The sequence below is a fragment of the Thauera sp. DNT-1 genome, assembly GCF_055393985.1.
Genome location: NZ_AP043752.1, coordinates 2,735,786 through 2,758,853, shown reverse-complemented (window position 1 = coordinate 2,758,853; position 23,068 = coordinate 2,735,786). Strand labels below are relative to the sequence as shown.

21 protein-coding genes are annotated in these 23,068 nt (G+C 71.6%); 7 read left to right on the top strand and 14 right to left on the bottom strand.

Annotated features, from left to right (window positions below; genetic code table 11):
• Positions 1-7: 7 nt before the first annotated feature.
• The gene (paaX, locus tag ACZ5PP_RS12680) at positions 8-967 is read right to left on the bottom strand and encodes a phenylacetic acid degradation operon negative regulatory protein PaaX (protein WP_004324810.1); all 960 of its coding nucleotides are present in this window, start codon (positions 965-967) and stop codon (positions 8-10) included.
• A gap of 193 nt (positions 968-1,160) precedes the next feature.
• Here paaX and ACZ5PP_RS12675 point away from each other — a divergent pair, with 193 nt between their 5' ends.
• Positions 1,161-1,997, top strand: a complete 837-nt coding sequence (locus ACZ5PP_RS12675; protein ID WP_043741930.1) for an ABC transporter substrate-binding protein — start codon at positions 1,161-1,163, stop codon at positions 1,995-1,997.
• Between the two features lie 198 nt (positions 1,998-2,195).
• Here the strand turns inward: ACZ5PP_RS12675 and hmpA are convergent, their stop codons facing one another.
• Together hmpA and ACZ5PP_RS12665 are read right to left on the bottom strand one after the other, a co-directional pair.
• Complete coding sequence (hmpA, locus tag ACZ5PP_RS12670) at positions 2,196-3,395, bottom strand: NO-inducible flavohemoprotein (protein ID WP_004324814.1); 1,200 nt, start codon at positions 3,393-3,395, stop codon at positions 2,196-2,198.
• Positions 3,396-3,549: 154 nt separating this feature from the next.
• A complete protein-coding gene (locus tag ACZ5PP_RS12665; protein ID WP_231570607.1) occupies positions 3,550-4,020 on the bottom strand; it encodes an Lrp/AsnC family transcriptional regulator in 471 nt (156 codons plus the stop codon).
• A gap of 170 nt (positions 4,021-4,190) precedes the next feature.
• On the opposite strand from ACZ5PP_RS12665, the gene leuA reads away from it, so the two are divergent.
• Entirely contained in the window at positions 4,191-5,903 is a 1,713-nt protein-coding gene (leuA, locus tag ACZ5PP_RS12660; RefSeq protein ID WP_273423543.1) for a 2-isopropylmalate synthase, read from the top strand.
• Between the two features lie 22 nt (positions 5,904-5,925).
• On the opposite strand, the gene ACZ5PP_RS12655 is transcribed toward leuA, so the two are convergent.
• From ACZ5PP_RS12655 to ACZ5PP_RS12645, 3 genes are read right to left on the bottom strand one after another with little or no spacing between them, the layout of a single operon-like run.
• Positions 5,926-6,174, bottom strand: coding sequence for a hypothetical protein (locus ACZ5PP_RS12655; RefSeq protein WP_004324820.1), 249 nt, complete (start codon positions 6,172-6,174; stop codon positions 5,926-5,928).
• A 26-nt stretch (positions 6,175-6,200) separates the two neighbouring features.
• Positions 6,201-7,856 carry a PEP/pyruvate-binding domain-containing protein gene (locus ACZ5PP_RS12650; RefSeq protein ID WP_012584296.1) on the bottom strand — a complete coding sequence of 552 codons (1,656 nt, stop codon included), beginning with the start codon at positions 7,854-7,856 and terminating at the stop codon, positions 6,201-6,203.
• Positions 7,857-7,882: 26 nt separating this feature from the next.
• Positions 7,883-9,811 carry a DUF47 family protein gene (locus tag ACZ5PP_RS12645; protein ID WP_464826105.1) on the bottom strand — a complete coding sequence of 643 codons (1,929 nt, stop codon included), beginning with the start codon at positions 9,809-9,811 and terminating at the stop codon, positions 7,883-7,885.
• Between the two features lie 329 nt (positions 9,812-10,140).
• Here ACZ5PP_RS12645 and ACZ5PP_RS12640 point away from each other — a divergent pair, with 329 nt between their 5' ends.
• The 4 genes from ACZ5PP_RS12640 (at position 10,141) to ACZ5PP_RS12625 (ending at position 14,233) form a co-directional block, all read left to right on the top strand.
• On the top strand, positions 10,141-11,880 hold the full coding sequence (locus ACZ5PP_RS12640; RefSeq protein WP_273423545.1) for a PHA/PHB synthase family protein: 1,740 nt from the start codon (positions 10,141-10,143) through the stop codon (positions 11,878-11,880).
• 77 nt (positions 11,881-11,957) lie between these two features.
• Positions 11,958-12,167, top strand: coding sequence for a hypothetical protein (locus tag ACZ5PP_RS12635; protein WP_043741927.1), 210 nt, complete (start codon positions 11,958-11,960; stop codon positions 12,165-12,167).
• 84 nt (positions 12,168-12,251) lie between these two features.
• Positions 12,252-12,683 carry a hypothetical protein gene (locus tag ACZ5PP_RS12630; protein ID WP_464826104.1) on the top strand — a complete coding sequence of 144 codons (432 nt, stop codon included), beginning with the start codon at positions 12,252-12,254 and terminating at the stop codon, positions 12,681-12,683.
• 29 nt (positions 12,684-12,712) lie between these two features.
• A complete protein-coding gene (locus ACZ5PP_RS12625; RefSeq protein ID WP_464826103.1) occupies positions 12,713-14,233 on the top strand; it encodes an AarF/UbiB family protein in 1,521 nt (506 codons plus the stop codon).
• 158 nt (positions 14,234-14,391) lie between these two features.
• Here ACZ5PP_RS12625 and ACZ5PP_RS12620 read toward each other — a convergent pair whose 3' ends face one another.
• Together ACZ5PP_RS12620 and parA are read right to left on the bottom strand one after the other, a co-directional pair.
• Positions 14,392-14,889: a hypothetical protein gene (locus ACZ5PP_RS12620; protein ID WP_004314866.1), complete on the bottom strand. Its 498-nt coding sequence runs from the start codon at positions 14,887-14,889 to the stop codon at positions 14,392-14,394.
• Complete coding sequence (gene parA / locus ACZ5PP_RS12615) at positions 14,886-15,551, bottom strand: ParA family partition ATPase (RefSeq protein WP_004314867.1); 666 nt, start codon at positions 15,549-15,551, stop codon at positions 14,886-14,888. The genes ACZ5PP_RS12620 and parA overlap by 4 nt, the downstream gene beginning before the upstream one ends.
• Positions 15,552-15,790: 239 nt before the next feature.
• Here parA and ACZ5PP_RS12610 point away from each other — a divergent pair, with 239 nt between their 5' ends.
• On the top strand, positions 15,791-16,330 hold the full coding sequence (locus ACZ5PP_RS12610) for a CYTH domain-containing protein (protein WP_004314868.1): 540 nt from the start codon (positions 15,791-15,793) through the stop codon (positions 16,328-16,330).
• 42 nt (positions 16,331-16,372) lie between these two features.
• On the opposite strand, the gene ACZ5PP_RS12605 is transcribed toward ACZ5PP_RS12610, so the two are convergent.
• From ACZ5PP_RS12605 to menA, 6 genes are all read right to left on the bottom strand, one after another.
• Positions 16,373-18,586 (bottom strand): EAL domain-containing protein, encoded by a 2,214-nt coding sequence (locus tag ACZ5PP_RS12605; RefSeq protein ID WP_012584293.1) that lies wholly within the window; start codon positions 18,584-18,586, stop codon positions 16,373-16,375.
• A gap of 432 nt (positions 18,587-19,018) precedes the next feature.
• Entirely contained in the window at positions 19,019-19,660 is a 642-nt protein-coding gene (locus tag ACZ5PP_RS12600; protein ID WP_004314870.1) for a response regulator, read from the bottom strand.
• Positions 19,657-20,316: a sensor histidine kinase gene (locus ACZ5PP_RS12595; protein ID WP_464826102.1), complete on the bottom strand. Its 660-nt coding sequence runs from the start codon at positions 20,314-20,316 to the stop codon at positions 19,657-19,659. Before ACZ5PP_RS12595 ends, ACZ5PP_RS12600 begins: the two co-directional genes overlap by 4 nt.
• Positions 20,317-20,328: 12 nt before the next feature.
• Entirely contained in the window at positions 20,329-20,919 is a 591-nt protein-coding gene (locus ACZ5PP_RS12590) for an MCP four helix bundle domain-containing protein (protein ID WP_004314872.1), read from the bottom strand.
• A 141-nt stretch (positions 20,920-21,060) separates the two neighbouring features.
• Positions 21,061-22,008, bottom strand: coding sequence for a bile acid:sodium symporter family protein (locus tag ACZ5PP_RS12585; protein ID WP_004314873.1), 948 nt, complete (start codon positions 22,006-22,008; stop codon positions 21,061-21,063).
• Between the two features lie 9 nt (positions 22,009-22,017).
• Positions 22,018-22,935 (bottom strand): 1,4-dihydroxy-2-naphthoate octaprenyltransferase, encoded by a 918-nt coding sequence (menA, locus tag ACZ5PP_RS12580; protein WP_012584290.1) that lies wholly within the window; start codon positions 22,933-22,935, stop codon positions 22,018-22,020.
• Positions 22,936-23,068 lie beyond the last annotated feature (133 nt).

Below are 23,068 nucleotides of genomic sequence, written 5' to 3'. Positions count from 1 at the left end.
CGCCCGCTCAGCCCTCGGCCGCGACCTCGTCCGTCGCCGCCGGCGGCAGCTCCAGACCGCCGAAGCGGCGGAAGAACTGCGCCGACGGCGGCGGCAGCGGCCCCTCGGGCGTGGCGCAACTCGCCTGCAGGTGCCGGCACGCCGCTCGCCAGCTCAGCCGATACAGTCGCGCGCACAGCTCGCGCGCCGCGTCCCCCCGCCAGCGGTTGGGCATGACCTGCACCGGCAGCTGCGGATCGTGCAGCAGCACGCGGCGGAACTCGTGCATCAACAGGGTCTGCACCAGGAAGGCCTGCTCCGGCTCGGCCTCGCCCGCACCGAAGGCGCGCAGCAGCGGCCGGAAGTGCTCGATGAAGCCGTCGTAGGTGGCGGCGATCGCCTGCAGGTCCCAGCACTCGCGCACCAGCTCGTCGGTGGCCGCGCCGGTCACCCCGTCCAGGCCGCGCGCGGTGAGCGGCACCACGCGGTCGCGCAGGCCGCAGCCGTCGAGGATGTTGCGCAGGGTCGAGGCGTCGTCGGTCGGGCGCAACAGCACGCCGGCGTTGAGCGCCCCGTAGCCCGCCCAAGACAGCTCCCGGCGCAGGTTGTCCGCCACCCGCGCCTCGAGCGCGGAGGGCAGCATCACCACCTGCCAGGTCCCGCTCCAGCCCTCCCCCTCGGGCTCGAAGATCCGCCGCCACGCCGGCGCGAAACGGCGCATGCCGGATGCGGCGAGGCGGTAGTAGCTGCGCCGGCCGACCTGTCCCGACTCCAGCCAGTCGTCCTGCACCAGCCGATAGACGCTGGTGCGCACCACGCGCTCGTTGAGCCCGAAGGGCGCCATCAGCCGGATCAGGTCGGCCAGCCACACCACGCCGCCGTGCACCGCGATCAGGTCGCCATACACCGAGATGATCAGCGAGTTGGCGCTGATGCGCCGTCCGGCGAGGTGGGCCTCGACCCAGCGTTCGATCACGCGGCTCTTCATGCGCTCTGGTCCATGTCCGTGGTGCGCGGCGGCATCCACGCCGCTGCGGCCCTCCATCCTATGCAGATCCCTTCATATTGATCCATCCCACCCGCCTGCCTAGATTGCCCGAGGCTCATCCGTCGCCGCAGCCGCCGCGACGGCCACGACACCGCCCACCCCGCGAGCCCACCCCCAATCGAGGAGACTCCGCATGACCCGCAACACCCGCATCGCGCGCATCCGCCGCAGCCTCGCCGGAATCGCCACCGTGGCGATCGGCCTCTTCGCCGCCCCCGCAATCGCCCAGCAGGCCACCTCGATCGTCGTCGCCTCGACGACCTCCACCGAGCAGTCCGGTCTCTTCGGCCACATTCTGCCGCAGTTCAAACAGGCGACCGGCATCGACGTGAAGGTGGTCGCGCTCGGCACCGGCCAGGCCCTCGACGTCGGCCGGCGCGGCGACGCGGACGTGGTGTTCGTGCACGACGCCGACGCAGAGCGGAAGTTCGTCGACGAAGGCCACGGCATCGAGCACCGCAAGGTGATGTACAACGACTTCGTGCTGATCGGGCCGAAGGACGACCCCGCCGCCACCCGGGGCAAGGACATCACCGGTGCGCTGCAGAAGCTCGCCGCCGCCAACGGCAACTTCGTGTCGCGCGGCGACAAGAGCGGCACCCACGCCGCCGAGCTGCGCTACTGGAAGGCCGCCGGGGTCGACAACAAGGGGAGCGGATACAAGGAATGCGGCTGCGGCATGGGCCCGGCACTCAACATGGCGGCATCGAGCGGCGCCTACGTGCTCGCCGACCGCGGCACCTGGCTCAGCTTCAAGAACCGCGCCGACCTCGCGGTGCTGGTCGAAGGCGACACCCGCCTCTTCAATCAGTACGGCGTGATGGTGGTGAACCCCGAGCGCCACCCGCACGTGAAACAGGCCGAGGCGCGCAAGTTCGTCGAATGGGTGGTTTCGCCCGCCGGCCAGGAGGCCATCGCCGCGTACAAGATCGAGGGCGAGCAGCTCTTCTTCCCGAACGCCGGGCAGTAAGGCGAACGGGGCAGGAGCGACGGGCGACGCGATCGGCTGGTGCCGAAGCGAAGGCGCGGACTCCAGGCACTGCAATCGCGACTTGCGTCGCTCCTACCGAAAAACACCGGACCGGCGCCGACCCCAGGCGGCCGCGCTGCGCACACGCGAGGCCGCGGCCCCGCGGCCGGATCGAAGCCGGACGAGCCGGCCCCGGCCTCAGGTCGCGATGCCGCCGGTGTCGAACACCTCGGCATGGATGCGCGCCGATTCGACCCCCAGCTCGTGCAGGGTCGCGATCTGCGCCTCCAGGAAGCCGACCGGGCCGCACAGGTAGTAGTCGGCCCCCTCTGCCAGCACCTCGCCCGCCAGCGCGCGCAGATCGACACGGCCCGCCTGCACCGGTGCCGAAACCGCGCCTTCGTCGTGGAACAGATGCAGCCTCACCTGCGGGTTGCGCTCCGCCACCTTCGCCAGATGCGCACCGAAGGCGAACACCGCGGCATTGCGGCAGGCATGCACGAACTGCACCGGACGCGACGGCGCCGCCGCTACCAGGCGGTCGAGCATGGAGATCATCGGCGTGATGCCGACCCCGCCGCTGATCAGCACCACCGGGCCGTCGTGGGTCTCGTCGAGGAAGAACTCGCCGAAGGGCGGCGCCAGCTCGAGCATGTCGCCCACCTTGTAGAAGTCGTGCAGGCGGTTCGACACCCGACCGGCCGGCGTGGTCGCGCCCGCCGGCTCGCGCTTCACCGAGATGCGGAAGTGCATGGCCCCCGGCGCGATCGAAAGCGTGTATTGGCGCAACTGCATCACGCCGAGCTCGGGCACGAACACCCGCGCGGTGGTGTACTGGCCGGCGCGGTAGGCCGGCAGCGGGCCGCCGTCGCAGGGCACGAGGTGGAGGGACGTGATCTCCTCGCTCTCGCGCACCTTGTCGATGATGCGGAAGCTGCGCCAGCCGCTCCAGCCGCCATCGGCGTTGCAGGCCTGGTTGTAGAGCTTGCTCTCGGCGTCGATGAAGACGTCGGCAAGCGCGCCATAGGCCACCCCCCAGGCTGCGATCAGCTCGTCGCTGGCGGCGTCGCCCAGGACCTCGCGGATCGAGGCCAGCAGGTGCTTGCCGACGATCGGGTAGTGCTCGGCGCGGATGCCCACGCTGGCGTGCTTGTTGGCGATCAGGGTGATCACCGGCGCCAGCACCGAAGGGTCGTCGATGTTCTCGGCGTAGGCCAGCACCGCCATCGCCAGCGCCACCGGCTGCTTGCCGGTCTCGTTGTGCGACTGGTTGAAGATGTTCTTCAGTTCCGGGTTGTGGCGGAACATGCGCTGATAGAAATACGTCGTCAGGGCAACGCCGTGCTCCTTGAGCACAGGGATCGTGGCCTTGACCAGTTCGCGAACGCGGGCGTCCATGTCGTCTCCTTGGGGGTCCGCACACGGCGGACTTCATTTGGATGAACTCGAGCGCGGCGCAAGGGCCACGCAGCCCGAAGATCTTGGACGCAGACACCCGCCCCCGCTATCCGCTCACAACGTGACATATATCCAGTTTGTGCACACCCGGGGCTCAGGCCCCCGGCAATGGCAGCGCCGTCTTGTCGATCACCCGCCGCAGCACGAAGCTCGAATGCACGCCGGTGACACCGGGGATACGGGTGATGCGCTCGAGCAGCAGCGCCTGGTAGCCGTCCATGTCCGTGACCACCACCTTGAGCTGGTAATCGGCGTCCTGGCCGGTGATCAGCAGGCATTCGAGCACCTGCGGGATCTTCTCCACCTCGGCCTCGAAGTGCGAGAAGCGCTCGGGCGTGTGGCGGTCCATCGAGATGTGGATCAGCGCCATCAGCGACAGGCCGAGCTTCCTGGCGTCGAGCAGGGCGCGGTAGCCGCGGATCAGACCGGACTCTTCCAGCGCACGCAGCCGGCGCAGGCAGGCCGAGGGCGACAGCGCGATGCGGTCGGCGAGCTCCTGGTTGCTGATGCGGCCATCCTGCTGGAGCAGCTCCAGGATCTGGCGGTCGTAGCGGTCGAGTTGCACGATCGGGCGCTCCATTCTTTCCGAAAGGCAGATTATTTCATTCAAGTTCGTAAGTACGCATGTTCCTGCACAAATAAGCGCGCTCGCACCGCAACAACGCAATCGTCTGCCGCCGCACGGCGCGTAGACTTTCGTCCATCGAATCACGCCATGCCCACGAGGACCGCGCCATGATGTTGCAGAACCCCGCCGCCAAGTACCGTCCCTTCGCCCCGATCGCGCTCGCCGACCGCCAGTGGCCGAACAAGCTCATCGAGCGCGCCCCGATCTGGATGAGCACCGACCTGCGCGACGGCAACCAGGCGCTGTTCGAGCCGATGAACGTCGAGCGCAAGATGCGCATGTTCCGCACCGTGTGCGAGATCGGCTTCAAGGAGATCGAGGTCGGCTTCCCGTCGGCCTCGCAGACCGACTTCGACTTCGTGCGCGCGCTCATCGAGGGCGGCCACATCCCGGCCGACGTAACCATCCAGGTGCTCACCCAGGCGCGCGAGGACCTCATCCGCCGCACCATGGAGTCGGTACGCGGCGCGCCGCGCGCGATCATCCACGTCTACAACGCCACCTCGCCCACCTTCCGGGAGCTCGTGTTCGGCATGGAGAAGCCGCAGGTACTCGCGCTCGCGGTCTCCGCCGTACGGCTGATCAAGCAGATCGGCGCGGAAATGGAGAAGGAGTGCGGCACCGAGATCCGCCTCGAATACAGCCCGGAGACCTTCTCCGCCACCGAACTCGACTTCGCCCGGGAGGTCTGCGACGCCGTCACCGCCGAGTGGGGCGCCACGCCCGAGAACAAGGTCATCCTCAACCTCCCGGCCACGGTCGAGGTCGCCACGCCCAACGTCTATGCCGACCAGGTCGAGTGGATGCACCGCAACCTCGCCCGCCGCGACAGCGTGGTGCTTTCGTTGCACCCGCACAACGACCGCGGCAGCGGCGTCGCCGCCGCCGAGCTCGGCCTGATGGCGGGCGCCGACCGCGTCGAGGGCTGCCTCTTCGGTAACGGCGAGCGCACCGGCAACGTCGACATCGTCACCCTCGCCCTGAACATGTACACCCAGGGCGTGTCGCCCGGGCTCGACTTCTCGGACATCAACGCGGTCGCGCGCACCGTCGAGTACTGCAACCAGCTGCCCATCCACCCACGCCACCCCTATGTGGGGGATCTCGTGTTCACGGCCTTCTCCGGCTCCCACCAGGACGCCATCAAGAAGGGATTCGCCGCTCAAAAGGCTGGCCAGCCGTGGAACGTGCCCTACCTCCCGATCGACCCCGCCGACGTCGGCCGCAGCTACGACTCGGTGATCCGGGTGAATAGCCAGTCCGGCAAGGGGGGGATCGCCTACCTGCTCGAGACCGAATACGGCATCGTGATGCCGCGCCGCCTGCAGGTGGAGTTCTCGCGCGAGGTGCAGCAGGTCACCGACGCCAGCGGCGGTGAGATGTCGGCGGCAGCGATCTGGGATCTGTTCCGCAGCACCTACCTCGACAACGTCGAGCCGGTGCGCTACGTCGAGCACCACCTCTTCGAGCATGGCGCGGCGCAGGGCATCCGCCTCGTGGTCGAGTTCGGCGGCACCCGCCACCTGTTGGTCGGCGAGGGCAACGGCCCGATCGACGCCGCCATCCACGCCTTGCGCGGCGCCGGCATCGACGTCCAGGTGCGCAGCTTCGAGGAGCGCTCGGTGGCGCCCAGCGAGAACGGCGGCAACGCCCAGGCCTGCGCCTTCCTCGAGCTCACCGAGGCAGGCGGACAGGGCGGCGATCGCTACGGCGTGGGTATCGATGCCAACATCGTCACCGCCTCGATCCGCGCAATCCTCAGCGGGGTCAATCGCCTGCAGCCGGACTGCGCCCGCGCACCCGCGGCGCGCGCAGCCTGAGCAGCGACGGCACCCGCTGCCGCTACACCTGGGACGGCCGGCTTTCGCAACCCGCGCCAGCCGGCCGCGCAGTGCTGCAGCTCGCGCAGTGATAGCCGTAGCGCGAGCTGCCGCGCACCACCTGGCGGCGTCCGCTCACCGACTGGCGCTTGCCGCAGCGCCGGCACATGAAGGTGGGAATGGTCACGCCGGCCAGCTTGGCCTGGCGCTCGGTGGCGTCGCGATACAGTTCGATCGCGCACTTGTGGCCGTAGCTGGATCTGAAGCTCATCGAACAACCCTCCCGCCGGAAAATCTTCAGGACTGCAGCGCCGCGACCTCGCGTCCGTGCAGCGCGTCGAGGCGCGCGAGCAGCGCCTGCGGCACGACTTCGACAACCGCCGCGGCGCCTGCATGGATCGCGCCCTCGTTGCCGTCCAGAGTCAGCAGCTCGCCCTCGCGCAGGATGTGACCGCCGAGTTCGAGCGTGCGCCCCGCCTCGTCGAGACGCAAGGCCTCGCAGCCGACCAGGCAGACCTTGCCGAGCTGGCGCGCGACCACCGCGGCGTGCGCAGTGCGCGCGCCACGGCAGGTGAGCAGGCCCTCGGCGAGTTCGAGCGCGGCGAGATCGCGCGTCTCGGCGTCCTGGCGCACCAGGATCAGCTTCGCCCCCGCGGCGTGGCGGGCACGGGCGCGCGCCTCGTCGAAGACGATCTCGCCACAGGCCACCCCGCTCGCCGCGCTCGCGGCGCGGCCGAGCGGCACGAGCGCGGCACCGTCGGCGCGCACGATGCGGTGCTCGGCGAGCGCGCGCACATCCAGCGCGGCGGTGCGGACACGCGCGGTTTCCGCATCGATCACGCCCTCGTCGAGCAGGTCGAGCGCGATCCGCGCCGCCGCTTGCGGCGTGCGCTTGCCGGCACGCGTCTGCAGCAGGTGGAGCACGCCCTGCTGCACGGTGAACTCGAAGTCCTGCATGTCGCCGAAGGCGCGCTCCAGGCGGGCGGTCACGTCGAGCACGGCCTGCCACACCGCGGGGGCGACCGCGGCGAGCTCGTCGTGGCCGTGCGCGCTGCGCCGGCCGCTGACCACGTCCTCGCCCTGCGCGTTGAAGAGGAAATCCACCCATGGCCGCGGCTCGCCGCTGCTCGGGTCGCGCGTGAAGCCCACGCCCGCGCCCGACAGCCCGCCGGCGTTGCCGAACACCATGCGCTGCACCGTGACCGCGGTGCCCATGTCGTCGGCCAGACCGTGCATCGCGCGGTAGGCGCGCGCCTTGTCCGCATGCCAGGACGCGAACACCGCGGCGATGGCCTGGCGCAGCTGCTCGTGCGCATCCTGCGGGAAGGCCTCGCCGGCTTCGCGCCGGTAGGTGTCGAGGTGGCGGGCGGCGAGCTCACGCAGCGCCGCGAAGTCGAGCACGCGCTCGTCGCCCTGGCCGCACTCGCCACACTCGCCGCGCACGGCCTCGAGGTCGGCGTCGAAATGCTGCGCGTCGATCCCGGCGACCACCTCGCCATAGCCGGCGATCAGGCGCCGGTAGGCATCCCAGGTCAGGCGTGGATGGCCGCTGACGCGCAGCAGGCCGGACAGCGTGGTCTCGGTGAGGCCGATGTCGAGCAGGGTCTCCATCATCCCCGGCATCGACACCGGCGCACCGGAGCGCACCGAAAGCAGCAGCGGATGGCGCGTGTCGCCGAGGCGCAGCCCGCTCAGGCGCTCCAGCTCGGCGAGCGCCGGCCGCCACGCGGCCTCGGCGAGCGCGCCGGGTTCGGCACACCATCCGGTACCGATCACGAAGGCCGGGGGCACCGGCAGGCCGAGCGCGGCCATGCGCGCGAGGTTCCACGCCTTGGAGCCGAGCGCCTCGGCGCTGCAATCGGCGGGCAGGGGCGCGTCGGCGTGGATCAGGCGGACGACACGACGGGCGTCGGCCGGCGCGGCGGCGGACGCCGCATCGGGATGCGCCATCATCGGACTCTCCTCGTTGTGTTGCGCGCTCATCGCCCCACCCCCGCGCGGCTGAAGACCAGCCGGCGCAGGCCGTAGCCGGTCGCCAGCAGCCAGTCGGTGGCCGACTCGAGCGCTTGGGCGAAGTCCGTGCTCAGGTTCAGCGTCGCCGCGTCGCTGACGTGCTCGGCGAGCGCGCGGCGCACGTCGCGCAGCAGCACGTCGCACTGGCGCTCGGCGTTGAGCACCCGCCACAGCGCGGCGACGAACGCCTCGTGGTCCTCGGCGCTGCTGTCCTCGCCGAATCCGCGCGCAATCTCGAGCGCTCGCACGTGGTCCTGCGCCGCACCGAGCACCGCGTCGGCGAGCAGCTGCATGGTCTGGTGCACCTCGCCGCGCCAGCCCTGGTGGTGATCAGCGGCGATCAGCGAGAGCAGGAAGGCGGCCTCCTCGAGCGCGTCGGCGACGTCGTCGGCGGTCTCCACCAGCTCGGCGAAGGCCTCCCAGCGCGGTCGCGCCTCGGCGCGCGCACGTGCGTCCATCACCAGCTGGTCGGCGCGGCGCTCCCAGTCCTTGGCGCGCTCGGAGAATTCGCGCGCCGCCTTGCGGTCGCGCTCGTGGCCGTGGGCGAGGCCGTCGCGCAGACCCTCGGCGAGCGCATGGCAGTAGGCCGCGTGTTCGGCGAGCAGGTCGAACTCGTCGTGCCGGTGCAGGTAGCGCGCGAGCAGCAGGCGGGTGTCGTCCGCGACCAGCGCGAGCGGCTGGCGCTGCTGCATCGCCGCGCTCGCCAGCGCCATGCTCTCGAGTACGAAGGCGCGGGCCTTCTCGGTGCCGAGCACGCCGTCGAGGCGGTCGCCGATGCGGAAGTACTCCGGCCCGAGCGCCTGCATCGCGCCGAACACCAGCTGCTCGCCGCCGGCGGCCAGCCAGGCCATGTGACCGACGCGCCGGCGTGCGGCCTCGGCGAGGATCGCCACCGCGTCGGTCTTGCCGACGAACTGTTCGAGCCGCTTGCGCGCGCGGTTCCAGTCGATGAGGAACACGATGCGCGCGCCGATGCCCTCCAGCACCCCGCACAGCGCCTCCTCGTCCGCACAGTCGAAGGTCGCGGTGCCGACGTAATAGGTGGCGCCGAAGTTGAGCCCGGCGCTGGTGCGCGCCTGCGGCTCGCTCCAGTTGGCGCCGACCTCGCACAGCAGCGACTGAAAAAACGCGAAGCGGCGACGGTGGAGATCGGAGTAGGTGAGCACGACGCGCAGACCCTCGACCTGGATCACCAGCACGTGGGCGTCGTTGGTGCCGATGTCGTTCTGCAGCAGCAGGCGCGCACCGTCGCGGGTGGCGGCGGTGTCCAGCCCGGGATGATCGAGCTTGAGCGCACGGGTGGCGTTGAGCCCGCGCATGAAGGCGGCGATGCGCGAGCGATCGGCCGCATCCACCTGCCACACGTGGGCGCCGTCGATGGTCTCGCTGGAGAGCTCCGAAGCGAGCCGGTTGAGCGCCTTGTGCAGGTCCATCACCAGCAGGTGCAGGCTGTCGTCCTTGCCGCGCTTGCCGCTGGTGAGCGCGTGGAGCTGGGCCGACGACAGCGTGTCCGGCGCGAGCGCTTCGAGCCAGGCGCACCAGTGCGCACAGCGCGCGGCGAAGTCCGCGTCGCCTTCGAGCGGGCGCGCCATGGTGCACAGGTCCTCGGCGAGCAGGCTGGCCAGCCGGTCGAGCCCGGCCACATGCAGCTCCTTGCCCTCGCGGTAGGCGGTGGCCGGCAGCTGCGCCAGCCAGGGCGCATCGACTCCGGCGACGGCGAACTCGCGCGCGAGGTCGAGCGCGCGGGCGTCGCCGCGCTGCGCGCAGTCGTGCGCCGCCTGCAGCACGCTGAGATAGAGCTTCAGTCGATCGTTGGCGGCCAGCGCCGCACGCACGCGCGCCGGCCTGAGCAGTTCCGCCTGTCCCAGGCTGGCGACGGCCTCGATCTTCTCCATGACATCCTCCCGGTATTCGTGAAGGATTCTGTGGGTGAAATGTGACAGTCATGTCACGATGAATCCGCACCTTGCTGCGCTGCGCAAGACACGCTTCACGAAAGCGCAATACGGCTGTCAAGCGCCGGGCGCAGACTATGTTCAACGACCAGCGCGCGATCGTCGGGCGGGGTAGCGGCCCCCTCCGCACGGGATGCGCACGGAGGCGATTTCTCATGCCAGCTTCACGACGGGGCGGCAAACGGCCGGCGACGGCCCCTTCTGCCAAGCAGCAACCGGACCGGGGCGCGCACCCGGCCCCGCCCGACTCGAACGGCCACAATGGCCGCATGGTCTCCAATGGCCGCAACGGCCTCCCCGACGGACGGGCGGTTTATCGCCACATCGCCGCGATCGGCGAGGGCCTGACCGCACGCGCCGACCCCTTCGGCATCGCCGCGCCCATCCTGCATGCGCAGATGGCCTGGCTGATGCATCCGCAGGAGCTCGGCGAGCGCCTCGCCGGCCTCGGCACCGACCTCTGGCAGCTGCAGTGGCACACCTGGCGGCGCGCGCTCGGCCTGCCCAGCGCCGACCCGGTCAAGCCGCACGCCGACGATCCACGCTTCGCCGACCCCGTATGGACCGACTCGGCCACCTGGGACCTGGTGAAGGAGTGGTATCTCGCCTTCACCCACCACGTCCAGGACATGCTCTACGAGACCCCCGGGCTGTCCGGCAAGGAGCGCCGGCGCGCGGCGTTCTGGTGGCGCAAGTGGCTCAATGCGGTGGCGCCGACCAACTATCTCTGGTCCAACCCGATCGCGCTGCGACGCTTCATCGACACCCGCGGCCACAGCCTGTGGCAGGGCTGGCAGAACATGCTCGCCGACCTGCAGGCGGGCAACGTGCGCATGACGGATCCCGACGGCTTCCACGTCGGCGACAACCTCGGCACCACGCCGGGCGCGGTGATCTTCCGCAACCGCCTGCTCGAGGTCATCCACTACGCGCCCACGCAGCCGCAGGTGCATGCCGAGCCGGTGGTCATCGTCACCCCCTGGATCAACAAGTTCTACATCCTCGATCTCAACCCCAGGAAGAGCATGGTGCGCTACCTGCTCGACCAGGGTCTGGACGTCTACATCACGAGCTGGAAGAACCCCGACGCATCGATGCGCGAGGTCCGCTTCGACGACTACCTCGTCGAGGGCATCTCCGCGATCGTGCGGGTGGCGCGCGAATGCAGCGGGGCCGAGCGGGTGCACGCGGTCGGTTACTGCATCGGCGGCACCGCGCTCGCCACCTGGATGGCCTGGGCGGCGCGCCATTACGGCGAGGACGCCGTGCCGGTGCGCGACTGGACGCTGTTCACCACCCTGGTGGACTTCCACAAGCCGGGCGACATCGAGGTCTTCATCGACGAGGAGAGCGTCGCCCACCTGAGCGAACAGATGAAGGAGAAGGGCTACCTCGATGGCAAGGACATGGCCGCCTCCTTCCGCCTGCTGCGCTCGAACAGCCTGATCTGGCACTACGTGGTGCACGGCTGGCTCTATGGCGAGTCGCCCGCGCCCTTCGACGTGCTGTACTGGAACATGGACACCACGCGCATGCCCGCCGCGATGCACGCCTGGTACCTGCGCGAGCTCTACCTGAACAACCGCCTCGTCCAGCCCGACGCCCTCGTCGTCGCGGGCGAGCCGATCGACCTGCGCCGCATCCGCCAGCCGCTCTACGCGGTGGCCGCGGAAGACGACCACATCGCGCCGTGGGCGCAGACCTTCCACACCATGCACCACGTCGCCGCCGACAAGCGCTTCGTGCTGTCGAGCTCCGGCCACATCCTCGGCATCGTCAACCCGCCGGTGACGCCGCCCAGGCGCCACTACCGTGTCGCCACCGCCCATCGCGCCGACCGCGCGCCACTCTGGCGCGAGCGCGCCGCGCTGCGCGAAGGCAGCTGGTGGGAGGACTGGATGGCCTGGCTGAAGCCGCGCGCCGGCGAGCTCGTCGCCGCACGCCCCGCCGCCGACGAAGGCCATCCCGCGCTGGGGGATGCACCGGGGACGTATGTGCTGGAAGCGTGAGCCGCGAGGGGTAGAGTGTGAATTGCGGGCGCAGCGCGGATTTTTTGCTTGGTTTCGATTCGACAGGAGGAAGCATCATGCAGACGCACGCTCATCTCACCGCCCCCGGCACGCCGACGGGCGACCGCCTCGGCCTCCATGCAGGCCGCGAGAGCCTCGGTGCGCAGCTCACCGCGCGCTGGCAATCGCGAACGAGGAAGCACGTCGCCGACCTGCTCGACGACGCCGACGCGCTCGCCGACTGGCATCGCAACCTGGAGCGCCTGCGCCGCGGCGAGCACGGCTGATCTCCATGCGCGCGCCCGTGCGCACGTGCGCGAGCGCGCGAGCGCAGCCTAGAATGCGGCGCTGAAGCCCCCGAGGAGCGCACCGTGAGCACCCACACCCGCAGCGCCCTGCGCGCCAGCCTGAAGCAGGAAGATGTCGCGCTCGACGAGCGCCTGCCTGAAATCGCCGGAACACGGCCCCCAACCCGCCCGGAAACCAAGGCCCCACCCCTGCCGGCAGAGCCCGCCAAGGCGAAACCCGAGAAGCGCAAGCGCGAATCCTTCGCTCTGGTCGCCAGCGACCTGCGCCGCCTCGATGCCCTGCGCAGCACGATGAAGGCCGCCGGCCGGCCGGCGCGCAAGTCCGCGCTGGTGCGCGCCGGCCTTGCAGTGCTCGCGACCCTCGACCATGCGGAAACGATCGCTCTGCTCGATGCGCTGCCGCCGTTGAAGCGCACCGCCGCGAAGGATGATGAGAAGGCCCGGGCCGGCAAGAAGAAATCCTCGCAGCGCAAGGCTGCGGCCCGCAAGCGCTGAGCCCGGCGCGCTTCCGCAGATTCTCGGCCATGGATCCCGACCTCGGCACCGAACTGTTCGAGTCGCTCGGCCTCGACGCCCTGCTGCCCGAGTCCCTCTCCGCCTGGCGTCCGCTGCTGCTCGAGGGAATGGCCTTCTTCCTCGATCGGCTGCCGGAAGCCCGCCTCGGGGCGATCGTCGCCGAGCAGCTCGCGCTCGCCGCGAGCGTCTCCGCCGCCGCGCGCGCCACCGCCCTGCTCGCGCGCTGTCCCACACTGCACAAGCTCGGCCAGGTCGTCGCGCGCCAGCCCGGCCTCGACGCGGAACTGCGCCGCCACCTGCAGGCGCTCGAGTCCCTCCCCGCGAGCACGGACGGCGGCGCCCTGCACGCCCGCATCCGCGCCGAGCTCGGCGCTGGCCACGGCCTCCACCTCGCCGACCGCGCGCTCGCCGAAGGCAGCGTGGCCGTGGTGCTGCCCTTCTCGTGGCGGCAGGACGGGCGCAGCCATGAGGGCGTGTTCAAGGCGCTCAAGCCCGGCATCGGCGAACGGCTGGCCGAGGAGCTCGCCATCCTGCCCGCGCTCGGCGACTTCCTCGAACGCCGGGGGGCGGAGTTCGGCCTGCCCGCCATCGACTACCGCAGCCACCTCGCCGCCGCCAGCCGCCTGCTCGTGCAGGAGATCCGTCTCGACCGCGAGCAGGCCAACCTGCGCGCCGCCGCGGCGCTGTTCGCCGCCGACGCCGACGTCTTCGTGCCGGCGCTGCTGCCCTGGTGCACGCCCACGCTGACCGCGATGGAGCGCATCGACGGCCCCAAGCTCGCCGACGCCGCGCTGTCCGCGCACGAATCCCGCCGCCTCGGCCGCGCCCTCGTCGGCGGCCTGCTCGCCCGCCCCTTCTGGTCGTGCGGCGAGGACGCGCCCTTCCATGGCGACCTGCACGGCGGCAACCTGCTGCTCGCCCCCGACGGCCGCGTGGCGGTGCTCGACTGGAGCCTCACCGCGCGCCTGAGCAAGGCCGAGCGCGAGGCCCTGGTGGAAGTCGCTCTCGCCGCTCTCGCACTCGACGCATCACGCATCATGGCCGGCCTCGCCGGGCTGGGCCTGCGCGACACCCGCGCCGCCCCGATCGGCGCCACCGTCGAGCACGCGCTCGATACCCTGGTGCGCAGCGGCCGGCCGCTCGGCTTCGACTGGCTGGTCGGGCTGCTCGATGCGCTGGCGCTGCAGGGCGCGGGCGGCTTCGGCGAGCAACTCGCGGTGTTCCGCAAGAGCTGGCTGTCGCTCGCCGGCGTGCTCGGCGACCTCGGCGCCGGTCACGACACCGACCTGCCGCTGCTCGGCCTCGGCCTGCAGCGCTTCGCCGCCGAGTGGCCGGCACGCCTGCTCGCCGAGCCCGACTCGCGCGCCTTCTCCACCCACGTGTCGACCGCCGACCTGCTGCGCGCGGCCGCGGACACCTGGCCGGCCGGACTGCGCTACTGGTTGCGGCTGCTCGGATTCGCAGGCGCCGAAAATCGCGACGCGCGTCGCGCCGACGGAAAACCGACGCGGCTTCCGCAGGGCCTGTAGGAGCGACGCGAGTCGCGATACCGCGCTTGCGCAGGCGTGTGCGCAAATCCGCTGCGCTGCGACCACCGCGCTCCCGCCCGAGCCCAGGCCCGAAGTCTCCCGGGAGCCCGGTTCGCGCCTTGCGGCGCTGCTCCCTGGGCACCATCGCGGTTCCCGCGTCAGCGCCTCTTGCGCTTGCCCTTCGCCACCTTGGGCAGGGCCGCGACCAGGCGGGCGATCTCGCCGGTGTCGCGCTCGGCCAGCAGCGCGAGGCCGGCGCGCAGCAGCGCGGACTTGCTCACGAGCACACCGTGCTCGCCGAGCGCCTCGCGCAACGCCTTGATGCGCTTGTGCTCGCGCGCCGGCATCGAGAACGAATCGCGCTCGACCTTCTCGCCCTTGTCGCGGCGCCCGGCCGCGGCGGGCGCGGCAAGCTCGAGCAGCGTTGCCGTGGCACGCTTCTCCGCCGCAGCGGATCCACCCACCGTCGGCTGCAGCGCCTGCGCGGCGGTCGTCGGCGTCGCGGTGGCGGCAGGCTCCGCGGCGTCCGGCTTGCCCACACGAGGCTGCGCCGCAGCCGGCTTCGCGACCGCCCGGCTGCGCTCGGCGAGCGCGGCGTCCTCCTGCTTCAGGGTCTCGCGCAGCTTCGACTTCAGTCCGCTGCTGGTGGCGCTCATCCTCGCTCCTCGATCAACTTGACGACCGCCGCGACCAGGCGCGCCACCTCTTCCTGCGCGGGCGCGGCGGACCGCCCCAGGCCGAACACCGAGGTCCCGCGCACCGCGCCCAGCGCATAGGCGCTGCGCTGCGACAGCGCGGCGTCGAGCACCGGCAGGGTGAAGTCGCGCAGCACCTCGAGCACGTCCGCCGACAGCGCGGTACGCGTCACGCGGTTGGGCAGCAGCGCGCCGCGCAGGCCGGGGCGGCTGCGCTTGCGCTCGAGGATCAGGCGCTCGATGCCGCGCGTCGCCCACAGGTCGGTCGGGCCCGGCACCACCGGCACCAGGGCGATGTCGCACAGCGCGAGCGCGCTCATCGTGTGCGCATGCTCGATCGACGGCGGGCAGTCCATGACCACCACATCGACCTTGTTGGCAACCGGTCTCAAGGTCTTGCCCATCTCGTCGGCACTGCCGGACAGGCGCACCACGCGGGCGGGGAAGGGTGCATCGGCGGGCGCGGACTCGGCCCAGCGCGAGGCGCTCTCCTGCGGATCGAGGTCGGCCAGCGCGACGCGGTAGCCCTCGAGGGCGAGGCCGGCGGCGAGCTGCATGGCGACCGTGGTCTTGCCCGAGCCGCCCTTCTGGGAAATCAATGCGATCAGGGTGGGTGCGCTCATGGTCCATCCCGTGGAGGTGATGGCCGACAGTCTAGCCAATCGGCCGCCCGCCGTGGCCCGCCAGAGGCGTCCCGTGAACGCGTGGTGGGAGCCGGCGTCCGGTCATGCGACCGCCCTGGGCCGCAACAACGTCCTGCACGGGAAGGTCCGCAATCGAGGCCCCGAGAAATATTGCACCGCAACAATCACGCCGCAATCCTTTGCTACAATTCGAACCTTCTGCAACAGGGTTTCCAGCCATGGCGCAAGAGATCGAGCGCAGGTTCCTCGTCCGCGACGTCCGGATCCTCGACGGACGCAGAGGCGAGCCCATCATCCAGGGCTACCTCGCCAAGGAGGTCGGCTCCATGTCGACGCGAGTCCGCATCCGCGGCGAGCGCGCCTTCCTGACGCTGAAGTCGCCCAAGCAGGGCTTCAGCCGCGACGAATTCGAGTACCCGATCCCGGTGGACGACGCCCACCAGATGATCGTGCGGCACTGCGCCGGGCGGGTGGTGCGCAAGACCCGCTACCTGGTCGACCACGCCCACCACGTGTTCGAGGTCGATGTCTTCCAGGGCCATCACGCCGGCCTCGTGGTCGCCGAGGTCGAACTGCCGCACGAGGAAACCCCGCTCTGCCTGCCGCACTGGATCGGCGACGAGATCACCCACGACTCGCAGTACGGCAACTTCACCCTCGCCGAACAGGCCGCCCTGCTCCACGGTACGCCGCACCGCACGCACGCGGCGCCCACCCCGGTCGTCGTCGCCCCCCGCAGCCTGCCTGCAGCGCACTGAACCGGCGGCCGCAGCCGCGTTCCGACGCAAGCCGGCGCCCCCTCACGCCGCCGCGGCGCTCGGCACCAACCCACCCGCATGCTGCCCGGCGAGCCAGGCGCTTGCCGCCTTCGCCTCGAGCGGGCGCGCGCACAGATAGCCCTGGACCTCCTGGCAGCCGAGCTCCCCGAGCGCCGCCTGCTGTTCGGCATGCTCCACGCCCTCGGCCACGGTGCGCAGGCCCACGCTGTGCGCCATGCGCAGGATCGCCTCGACGATGGCCGCGTCCTGGCGGTTGGTGGCGAGCTCGGCGACGAAGCTGCGGTCGATCTTGAGCGCCGAGATCGGCAGCCGGCGCAGCAGGGTCAGCGAGGAGTAGCCCACGCCGAAATCGTCGATCGCGATCGAGGCGCCCATGCGGCGCAGCGCCTGCAACAGGCCGTTGGCGGCCGGTCCGTCGGCGGTGAGCGCGCTCTCGGTGAGCTCGATCTCCAGCCGGCGCGCGGCGACGCCGTGTCGGTCGAGGATCTCCACGATGCGCTCGACCAGCTCCGGACGCAGCTGCGCCGGGGACACATTCACCGCGATGCGCGGCACCTCCAGCCCGGCCCGGTCCCAGGCCGCGAGTTGCGCCAGCGCGAGTTCCAGGACCGCGAGACCGAGCTCCCAGATCAGCCCGCAGTCCTCGGCGAGCGGCACGAAGCGGCCGGGTGCGAGCAGGCCGAGGCGCGGATGGCGCCAGCGCACCAGCGCCTCCATGCCGGCAAGCCGGCCGTCTTCGAGGCACAGCTGCGGCTGGTAGTGCAGCTCGAGCTGGCCGGCGGCGATGGCGGCGCGCAGCTCCGACTCGACGGTCATGCGCTCGACCGCGCGCGCGTTCATCTGCTCGGAGAAGAGCTGGTGGCGGTTCCCGCCCGACTCCTTGGCGTGGTACATCGCCAGGTCGGCGTGGCGCAGCAGCGACTCCTCGTCGTGGGCCTGGAACGGGTACACCGCCACGCCCACGCTGCCGCCCACGCGCAGGGCATGCCCGCGCACCTCCAGCGGCCGGGTGATGACGTCCACGATCTTGGCCGCCACCGCCTCCGCATCCGCGACCTGCCAGAGATCGCCGAGCACGATCGCGAACTCGTCGCCGCCGAGGCGGGCGACGGTGTCGCACTCGCGCACCGCCCGGCTCAGGCGCAGCGCCATCTCCTGCAACAGGGCGTCGCCGAGGTCGTGGCCGAGCGTGTCGTTGATCCACTTGAAGCGATCGAGATCGAGGAAGAGCACAGCGAGCAGGTTACCGCTGCGCTGCGCGGCCCGTACCCCCTGGTGCAGCCGGTCCATCAACGCGGCGCGGTTGGGCAGCCCGGTAAGCGCATCGCGGGTGGCGAGTTGCATGATGCGCGCCTCGGCCTCGTGGCGGCGGGCGACCTCCTCCTCGAGCTCGCCCACACGCTGGCGCAGCTCGAGCTCGTCGGTGACGCTGCGCGCCAGCACCGCCAGCGCCTCGCGCGCCGTCGCACCCAGGCGGCGCGGCCGGGAGTCGATCACGCACAGCGTCCCCACCACCTCGCCGCCCGGCATCACCAGCGGCATGCCGGCATAAAAGCGGATCCCCGGGTCGCCGCGCACCAGCGGGTTGTCGGCGAAGCGCGGGTCCAGGGTGGCGTCCTCGACCTCGAAGAGGCCGTCACCCAGCAGCGCATGGGCGCAGAAACTCACCGAACGCGAGGTCGTCTGCACTTCGACGCCCACGCGCGCCTTGAACCACTGGCGGTGGGTGTCCACCAGGCTGATCACCCCGACCGGCGCCTCCGCGATGCGTGCGGCGAGGCGGGCGATCGCGTCCAGCGCGGGCTCGGCCCGGGTATCGAGCACCTGCAGCTGCTGCAGCCGGCGACGGCGGCGCAGCTCGTCGAGCGGCAGCGGCGGCATCCAGCTCGCGAGCTGGGCGAGCAGCACGCTGGGGTCGCCGGCCTTGTCCAGGAAGGCATCCGCGCCGGCGTCGAGACACAGCGCCTCCCAGGGGTCGGCAGGCCGGCTGCTCAGCACCAGCACACGCGGCGCCAGGCCCGGGGTGGCGCGCAGCCGGCGCAGCACGCCAAGGCCGCTGCCCTGGGAGAGCGAGAGGTCGAGCAGCACGGTGTCGGGGCGCTGCGCCGCGATCAGCGCGACGGCCGCGTCCTCGCCGGCCGCGCTGCCGAGCACGCTCAGCTCGGGATGGTCGGCAAAGAGGCGGATCAGGTTGTCCCGCAGGAGCGGGGAATCTTCGACGATGACGATGCGCATGATGGCGGTTCCACGGAGGGATCGGACGTCATCCATGTTCCGCGTCCGCGCCGCTCGCCCCCAGCGGCGCCTCGCCGATGCAGGGGTCGGCGGCCCGCCGATCATGCTGTAGGGCGAACACCTACAACATCGGCAGCGGGGCACCGCAGCCTCACCCGACGACACCGCAGCCTGCACGCCGCAGGCGGCGGGGCGGGACTTGCGGTCGCCAACTTCAGGAGCGCCGAGGCGGAGGGCGTCGCGGGGGAGACAAGGCGACGCATGTCCGAGGAGCGCAGCGACGAGTTTGCGTCGCCGCCCCCGCGACGTGCTCCGCCGAGGGCAGCCCGGCGCGAAAGCGACGGGCCGCGAGTGCAGGCGGCGACCGCAAGTCCCGCCCCACCGCCGGTTCGCTCGCGACACCTCGCCCGAAAAACCTCCCCCCGCGCGCCCTCAGCCCCCCCGATCCACCAGCCCGTGCTCGGAACAGTAGCGCGCCATCTCCGCCGTATTGGCGAGTCCGGTCTTGTCGATGATGCGGCTGCGGTAGGTGCCCACCGTCTTCACCGACAGATGCATGATCTCGGCGATCTCGCTCGCGCCGTGCCCGGCGGCGATCAGCAGCAGCACGCGGTATTCCTGCGCCGACAGCGTTTCGTGCGGCGCACGCGCCGGCGCCTCGCCCGAGAGCAGATCGGCGAGGCGGGCGGCGAGGTCGGAGCTGATGTAGCGCTGGCCGCCGCGCACGCGCTCGATCGCGGCGACCAGCTCGGTAGTCGCGTGCTCCTTGGTCAGGTAGCCGGCGGCACCGAGCTGCAGCGCACGCGCCGCATAAGCCGCCTCGTCGTGCATGCTCAGCACCAGCAGCCGGGTGTGCGGTGCGGCACGGTGCAGCCGCACGAGCCCCTCCAGCCCGCTGGTGTCGGGCATCGACAGGTCGAGCACGGCGAGCTCCCATTCCGCCGCCCGCACCTGTTCGAGCGCCTGCGCCAGGCAGGAGGCCTCGCCGATCACGGCGTCGGGCCAGCGTTGGGTCACGAGCTGGCGCACGCCGAAGCGCATCACCGGATGATCGTCGACGATCAACAGCTTCATCCTCCTCCCCCCCCGGTCGCGATCAGCGGCACCCTCGCCTCGATCCTCACCCCGCCCCCGGCGCCGGAGCCGACGTGCAGCTCGCCGCCGGCGAGCGCCGCGCGCTCGCGCATGCTCAGCAGCCCGAGCGAGGAGCGCGCCTGCGGCGCCATGCCGACGCCGTCGTCCTCGACCGCCAGGCGATACTCGCCGTCGACCGCCACGCCCTCGACCCGCACCCGGCGGGCCTGCGCGTGGCGGGCGACGTTGGTGAGCGCCTCCTGGGCGATGCGGTAGAGCTGATTGGCCTGGTCGGCGCTCAGCTGCCCGGCATCGACGAGCGCGACCTCGCAGGCCAGGCCGGTGCGCTCGGCGAACTGGCGGCCGGCGAGGCCGAGCGCCGCCTCCAGGCCAAGGTCGTCGAGCAGCGGCGGGCGCAGCGCCGCCGAGATCCGCCGCACGGTGGCGATGCCCTCGCCGAGCACGGCCTCGATCTGCGGCCAGTCCTGCTCCCGTCCGGGCGCGCCCTGGAGGGCGCGGTGCACCATCATCTTGAGCGCGGTAAGCAGCTGCCCGAGCTGGTCATGCACCTCGCGCGCGAGCCGCCTGCGCTCGTCCTCGATGCTGCGGTCGAGGCCGTGCGCGAACGCCTCGATCTCGCCGAGCGCCCTCTGCAACTCGACGGTGCGCTACGCGACCGTGTCCTCCAGGCGGGCGTTCGCGGCGAGCAGCGCCGCCTCCGCATCGACGCGCCGGCGCCGCTCGCGCTGCAGCAGCCCCCAGGCGGCGAGAATCAGCGCGCCACCGATTGCCGGCAGCAGCACGTTGAGAAGCAGCGCGTGCGCCCGCAGTGCCGACAAGCTGCGATCGCGCGCCTCGATCTCGGCGCGCAGCATGGCCTCGATGCCGGCAAAGCGCGCGCGGATGCGATCCATGGTGTCGCGGCCCTCGTCGAGGCGCTGCTTCCACGGCGAATTTTCTTCCGCGTAGGCGCGGCGGTCGGCGATGTTGCGTTCGGCGAGCGCGACGCGATGCTCGACGAGGGTCCACAGGGTCTCGAGGCGGGCCTGCGGCAGGTCGTCGAGCGTCCGGCGCAGCGCCTCGGCGGCCAGCAGCAGCCCGTTGCGCGAGCGCGAGCGCGCATCGGTGACCGCTTCGAGTTCGCGCAGGCTGGCGTGGCTGGACCAGGCCAGCGCGACAAAAAGCGCCAGGCCGAACAGGATCAACAGGGTTGCGGCAAGCACGCCGGTCGGCTTGCGGGGCAGATCGCTCGTCGACATCGAGGGCCGGTCGGGGCGGCGGATCTCAGCCGCCGGTCATCAACTGCCCGATGTTAGCGGAATACGGCGTGCAGATGCACGCGCCCCGATCGAGGCCGTATCGCACGCCGCAGAGCCGGCGCCGGCGCGGAACGTGGGTGTTCAACGCCGCGGCGGCGTGGCGCGAGAGCCCGTCGGAGGCCCCGGGGGCAGCCGCAGGACTCGTTTGGCGTCGTGCGCGAGCGCGCCCTCGCGCCGGCGCGCCACGAACACCAGGCCGAGCGCGCCGAAGTTCATCGTCAGCGCATACACCACCGCGCCGACGGCGAGCTCGGGCTGACGCAGCAGCACGATGGCGACGAAGATCGCCAGCCCCGCGTTCTGCAGCCCGCACTCCATCGCCACCGCGACCGCGTCCCGACGCTCGGCGCCCGCCAGCATCACCAGGCCGTAGCCCAGGCCCATGACGACGAAGTTGAGCACCAGGGTCGCCGGTCCCACCGACAGCAGGTTGGCGAGGATGGTGTGCCGATGCGACACGAAGGTGGCGACCACGATGGCGGCGAAGAACAGCGTGGCGACGCGGGCGACGAGCGGCTCGGCGCGCGCCGTGAGCGCGGGCGCCCGGCGCCGCAGCAGCATCCCGGCGACGATCGGCACTGTCGTCACCACCAGCACGCTGCCGATCAGGCGGCCGACCGGCAGCGCGGCCAGCACGCTGCCGTCCGCACCGAAGACGCCCTCGCCGAATGCGGCGAGCACCGCCTTGACCAGCAGCGGGAAGGTCAGCAGCGCGGCCAGGCTGCTGATCACGGTAAGGCTCAAGGACAGCGCCGCGTTGGCGCGCGCGAGGTGGGTCAGGAAGCCCGAGCTCGCCCCGCCCGGGCAGGCCGCCAGCACCATCAGGCCCATGCCGAGGAGCACCGGCAGGTCGAAGGCCAGCACCACCGCGAGCGCGGCCAGCGGCACCAGCACGAGCTGGCCGAGGAGGCCGATCAGCAGCGCGCGCGGGCGTGCGAACACGCGGTGGAAATCCGCCCCCTGCAGCGCCAGCCCGACCGAGAACATGATGAAGGCGAGGGCGGCGGGGAGCAGGACGTCGATGCTCATCGGTGCGATCTACAGGCTGGAGACGAAGACGATGCCGGCCGCGGCGAGCAAGCCGGTGCGCGTACCGGCACGCGCGGTGTCGACCAGCAGGGCGTTGAGCGCCGGCCCGCCCTCGGCACGACCGAAGCGCCACACCAGCGGCGCCAGCGCGGGCGCGCCGACGAGGCCGAGGATCGCGCCCGGCGCGCCGCTCGCGGCGATCAGGATCAGCGTCGGGATGGGCAGCAGCACCAGCAGCGCGAAGGCGCGGCGCGCGCCCTCCGCGCCGAGCAGCGCGGCGAGGGTGCGACGCCCGGCGCGCAGGTCGCCGGCGAGGTCGCGATAGTTGTTGACCAGCAGCACCGCGGCGGCGGGCGCACCCACCGCCAGCCCGGCGAGCAGGTCGAGGTGGCCGAGCGCGCGCGACTGCAGCCAGTGGCTGCCGAGCACCGCGAACACGCCGAAGAAGAGCAGCACGAAGAACTCGCCGAGCGGCGAGTGCGAGATCGGCCGTGGCCCGCCGGAATAGGCCCAGCCGGCGATCAGCGAGGCCAGCCCGATCGCGAGGATCAGGGCGCCGCCGACGACACAGAGCCAGGCGCCGAGCAGGAGCGCGAGCAGCAGGCAGAGCAGGGCGCCGCGCTTGACCTCGGCGGCGCTCGCCCAGCCGGCGAGGGTGACCCGCAGCGGCCCGAGGCGCTCGGGACGATCGGTGCCGCGCTCGAAGTCGATCGCATCGTTGTAGAGGTTGGTGCCGATCTGGATCAGCAGCGCGCAGGACACGGTGGCGAACAGCACCGCCCACGCCAGCTCGGCGCCGTCGGCGACGGCGAGCGCGGTGCCGAGCATGACCGGGGCGAGCGCCATGCCCAGGGTGCGCGGCCTGATCGCCGCCCACCAAACCGCGAGCGTGCCCGGGCGGGATGGCGCGGGATGCGGCGGCGTCACGCCCCGCCTCGACGGGCGGGAGCGGCGCCGATGGGGGCGAGCCGTGAGGACGGAAAGGCGTGCGGGGCGAAGGGCAGGGAAACGGACATGGCGGGACAAGCGGGAAGACCGCGGATTATCGCATAGCCGCCGC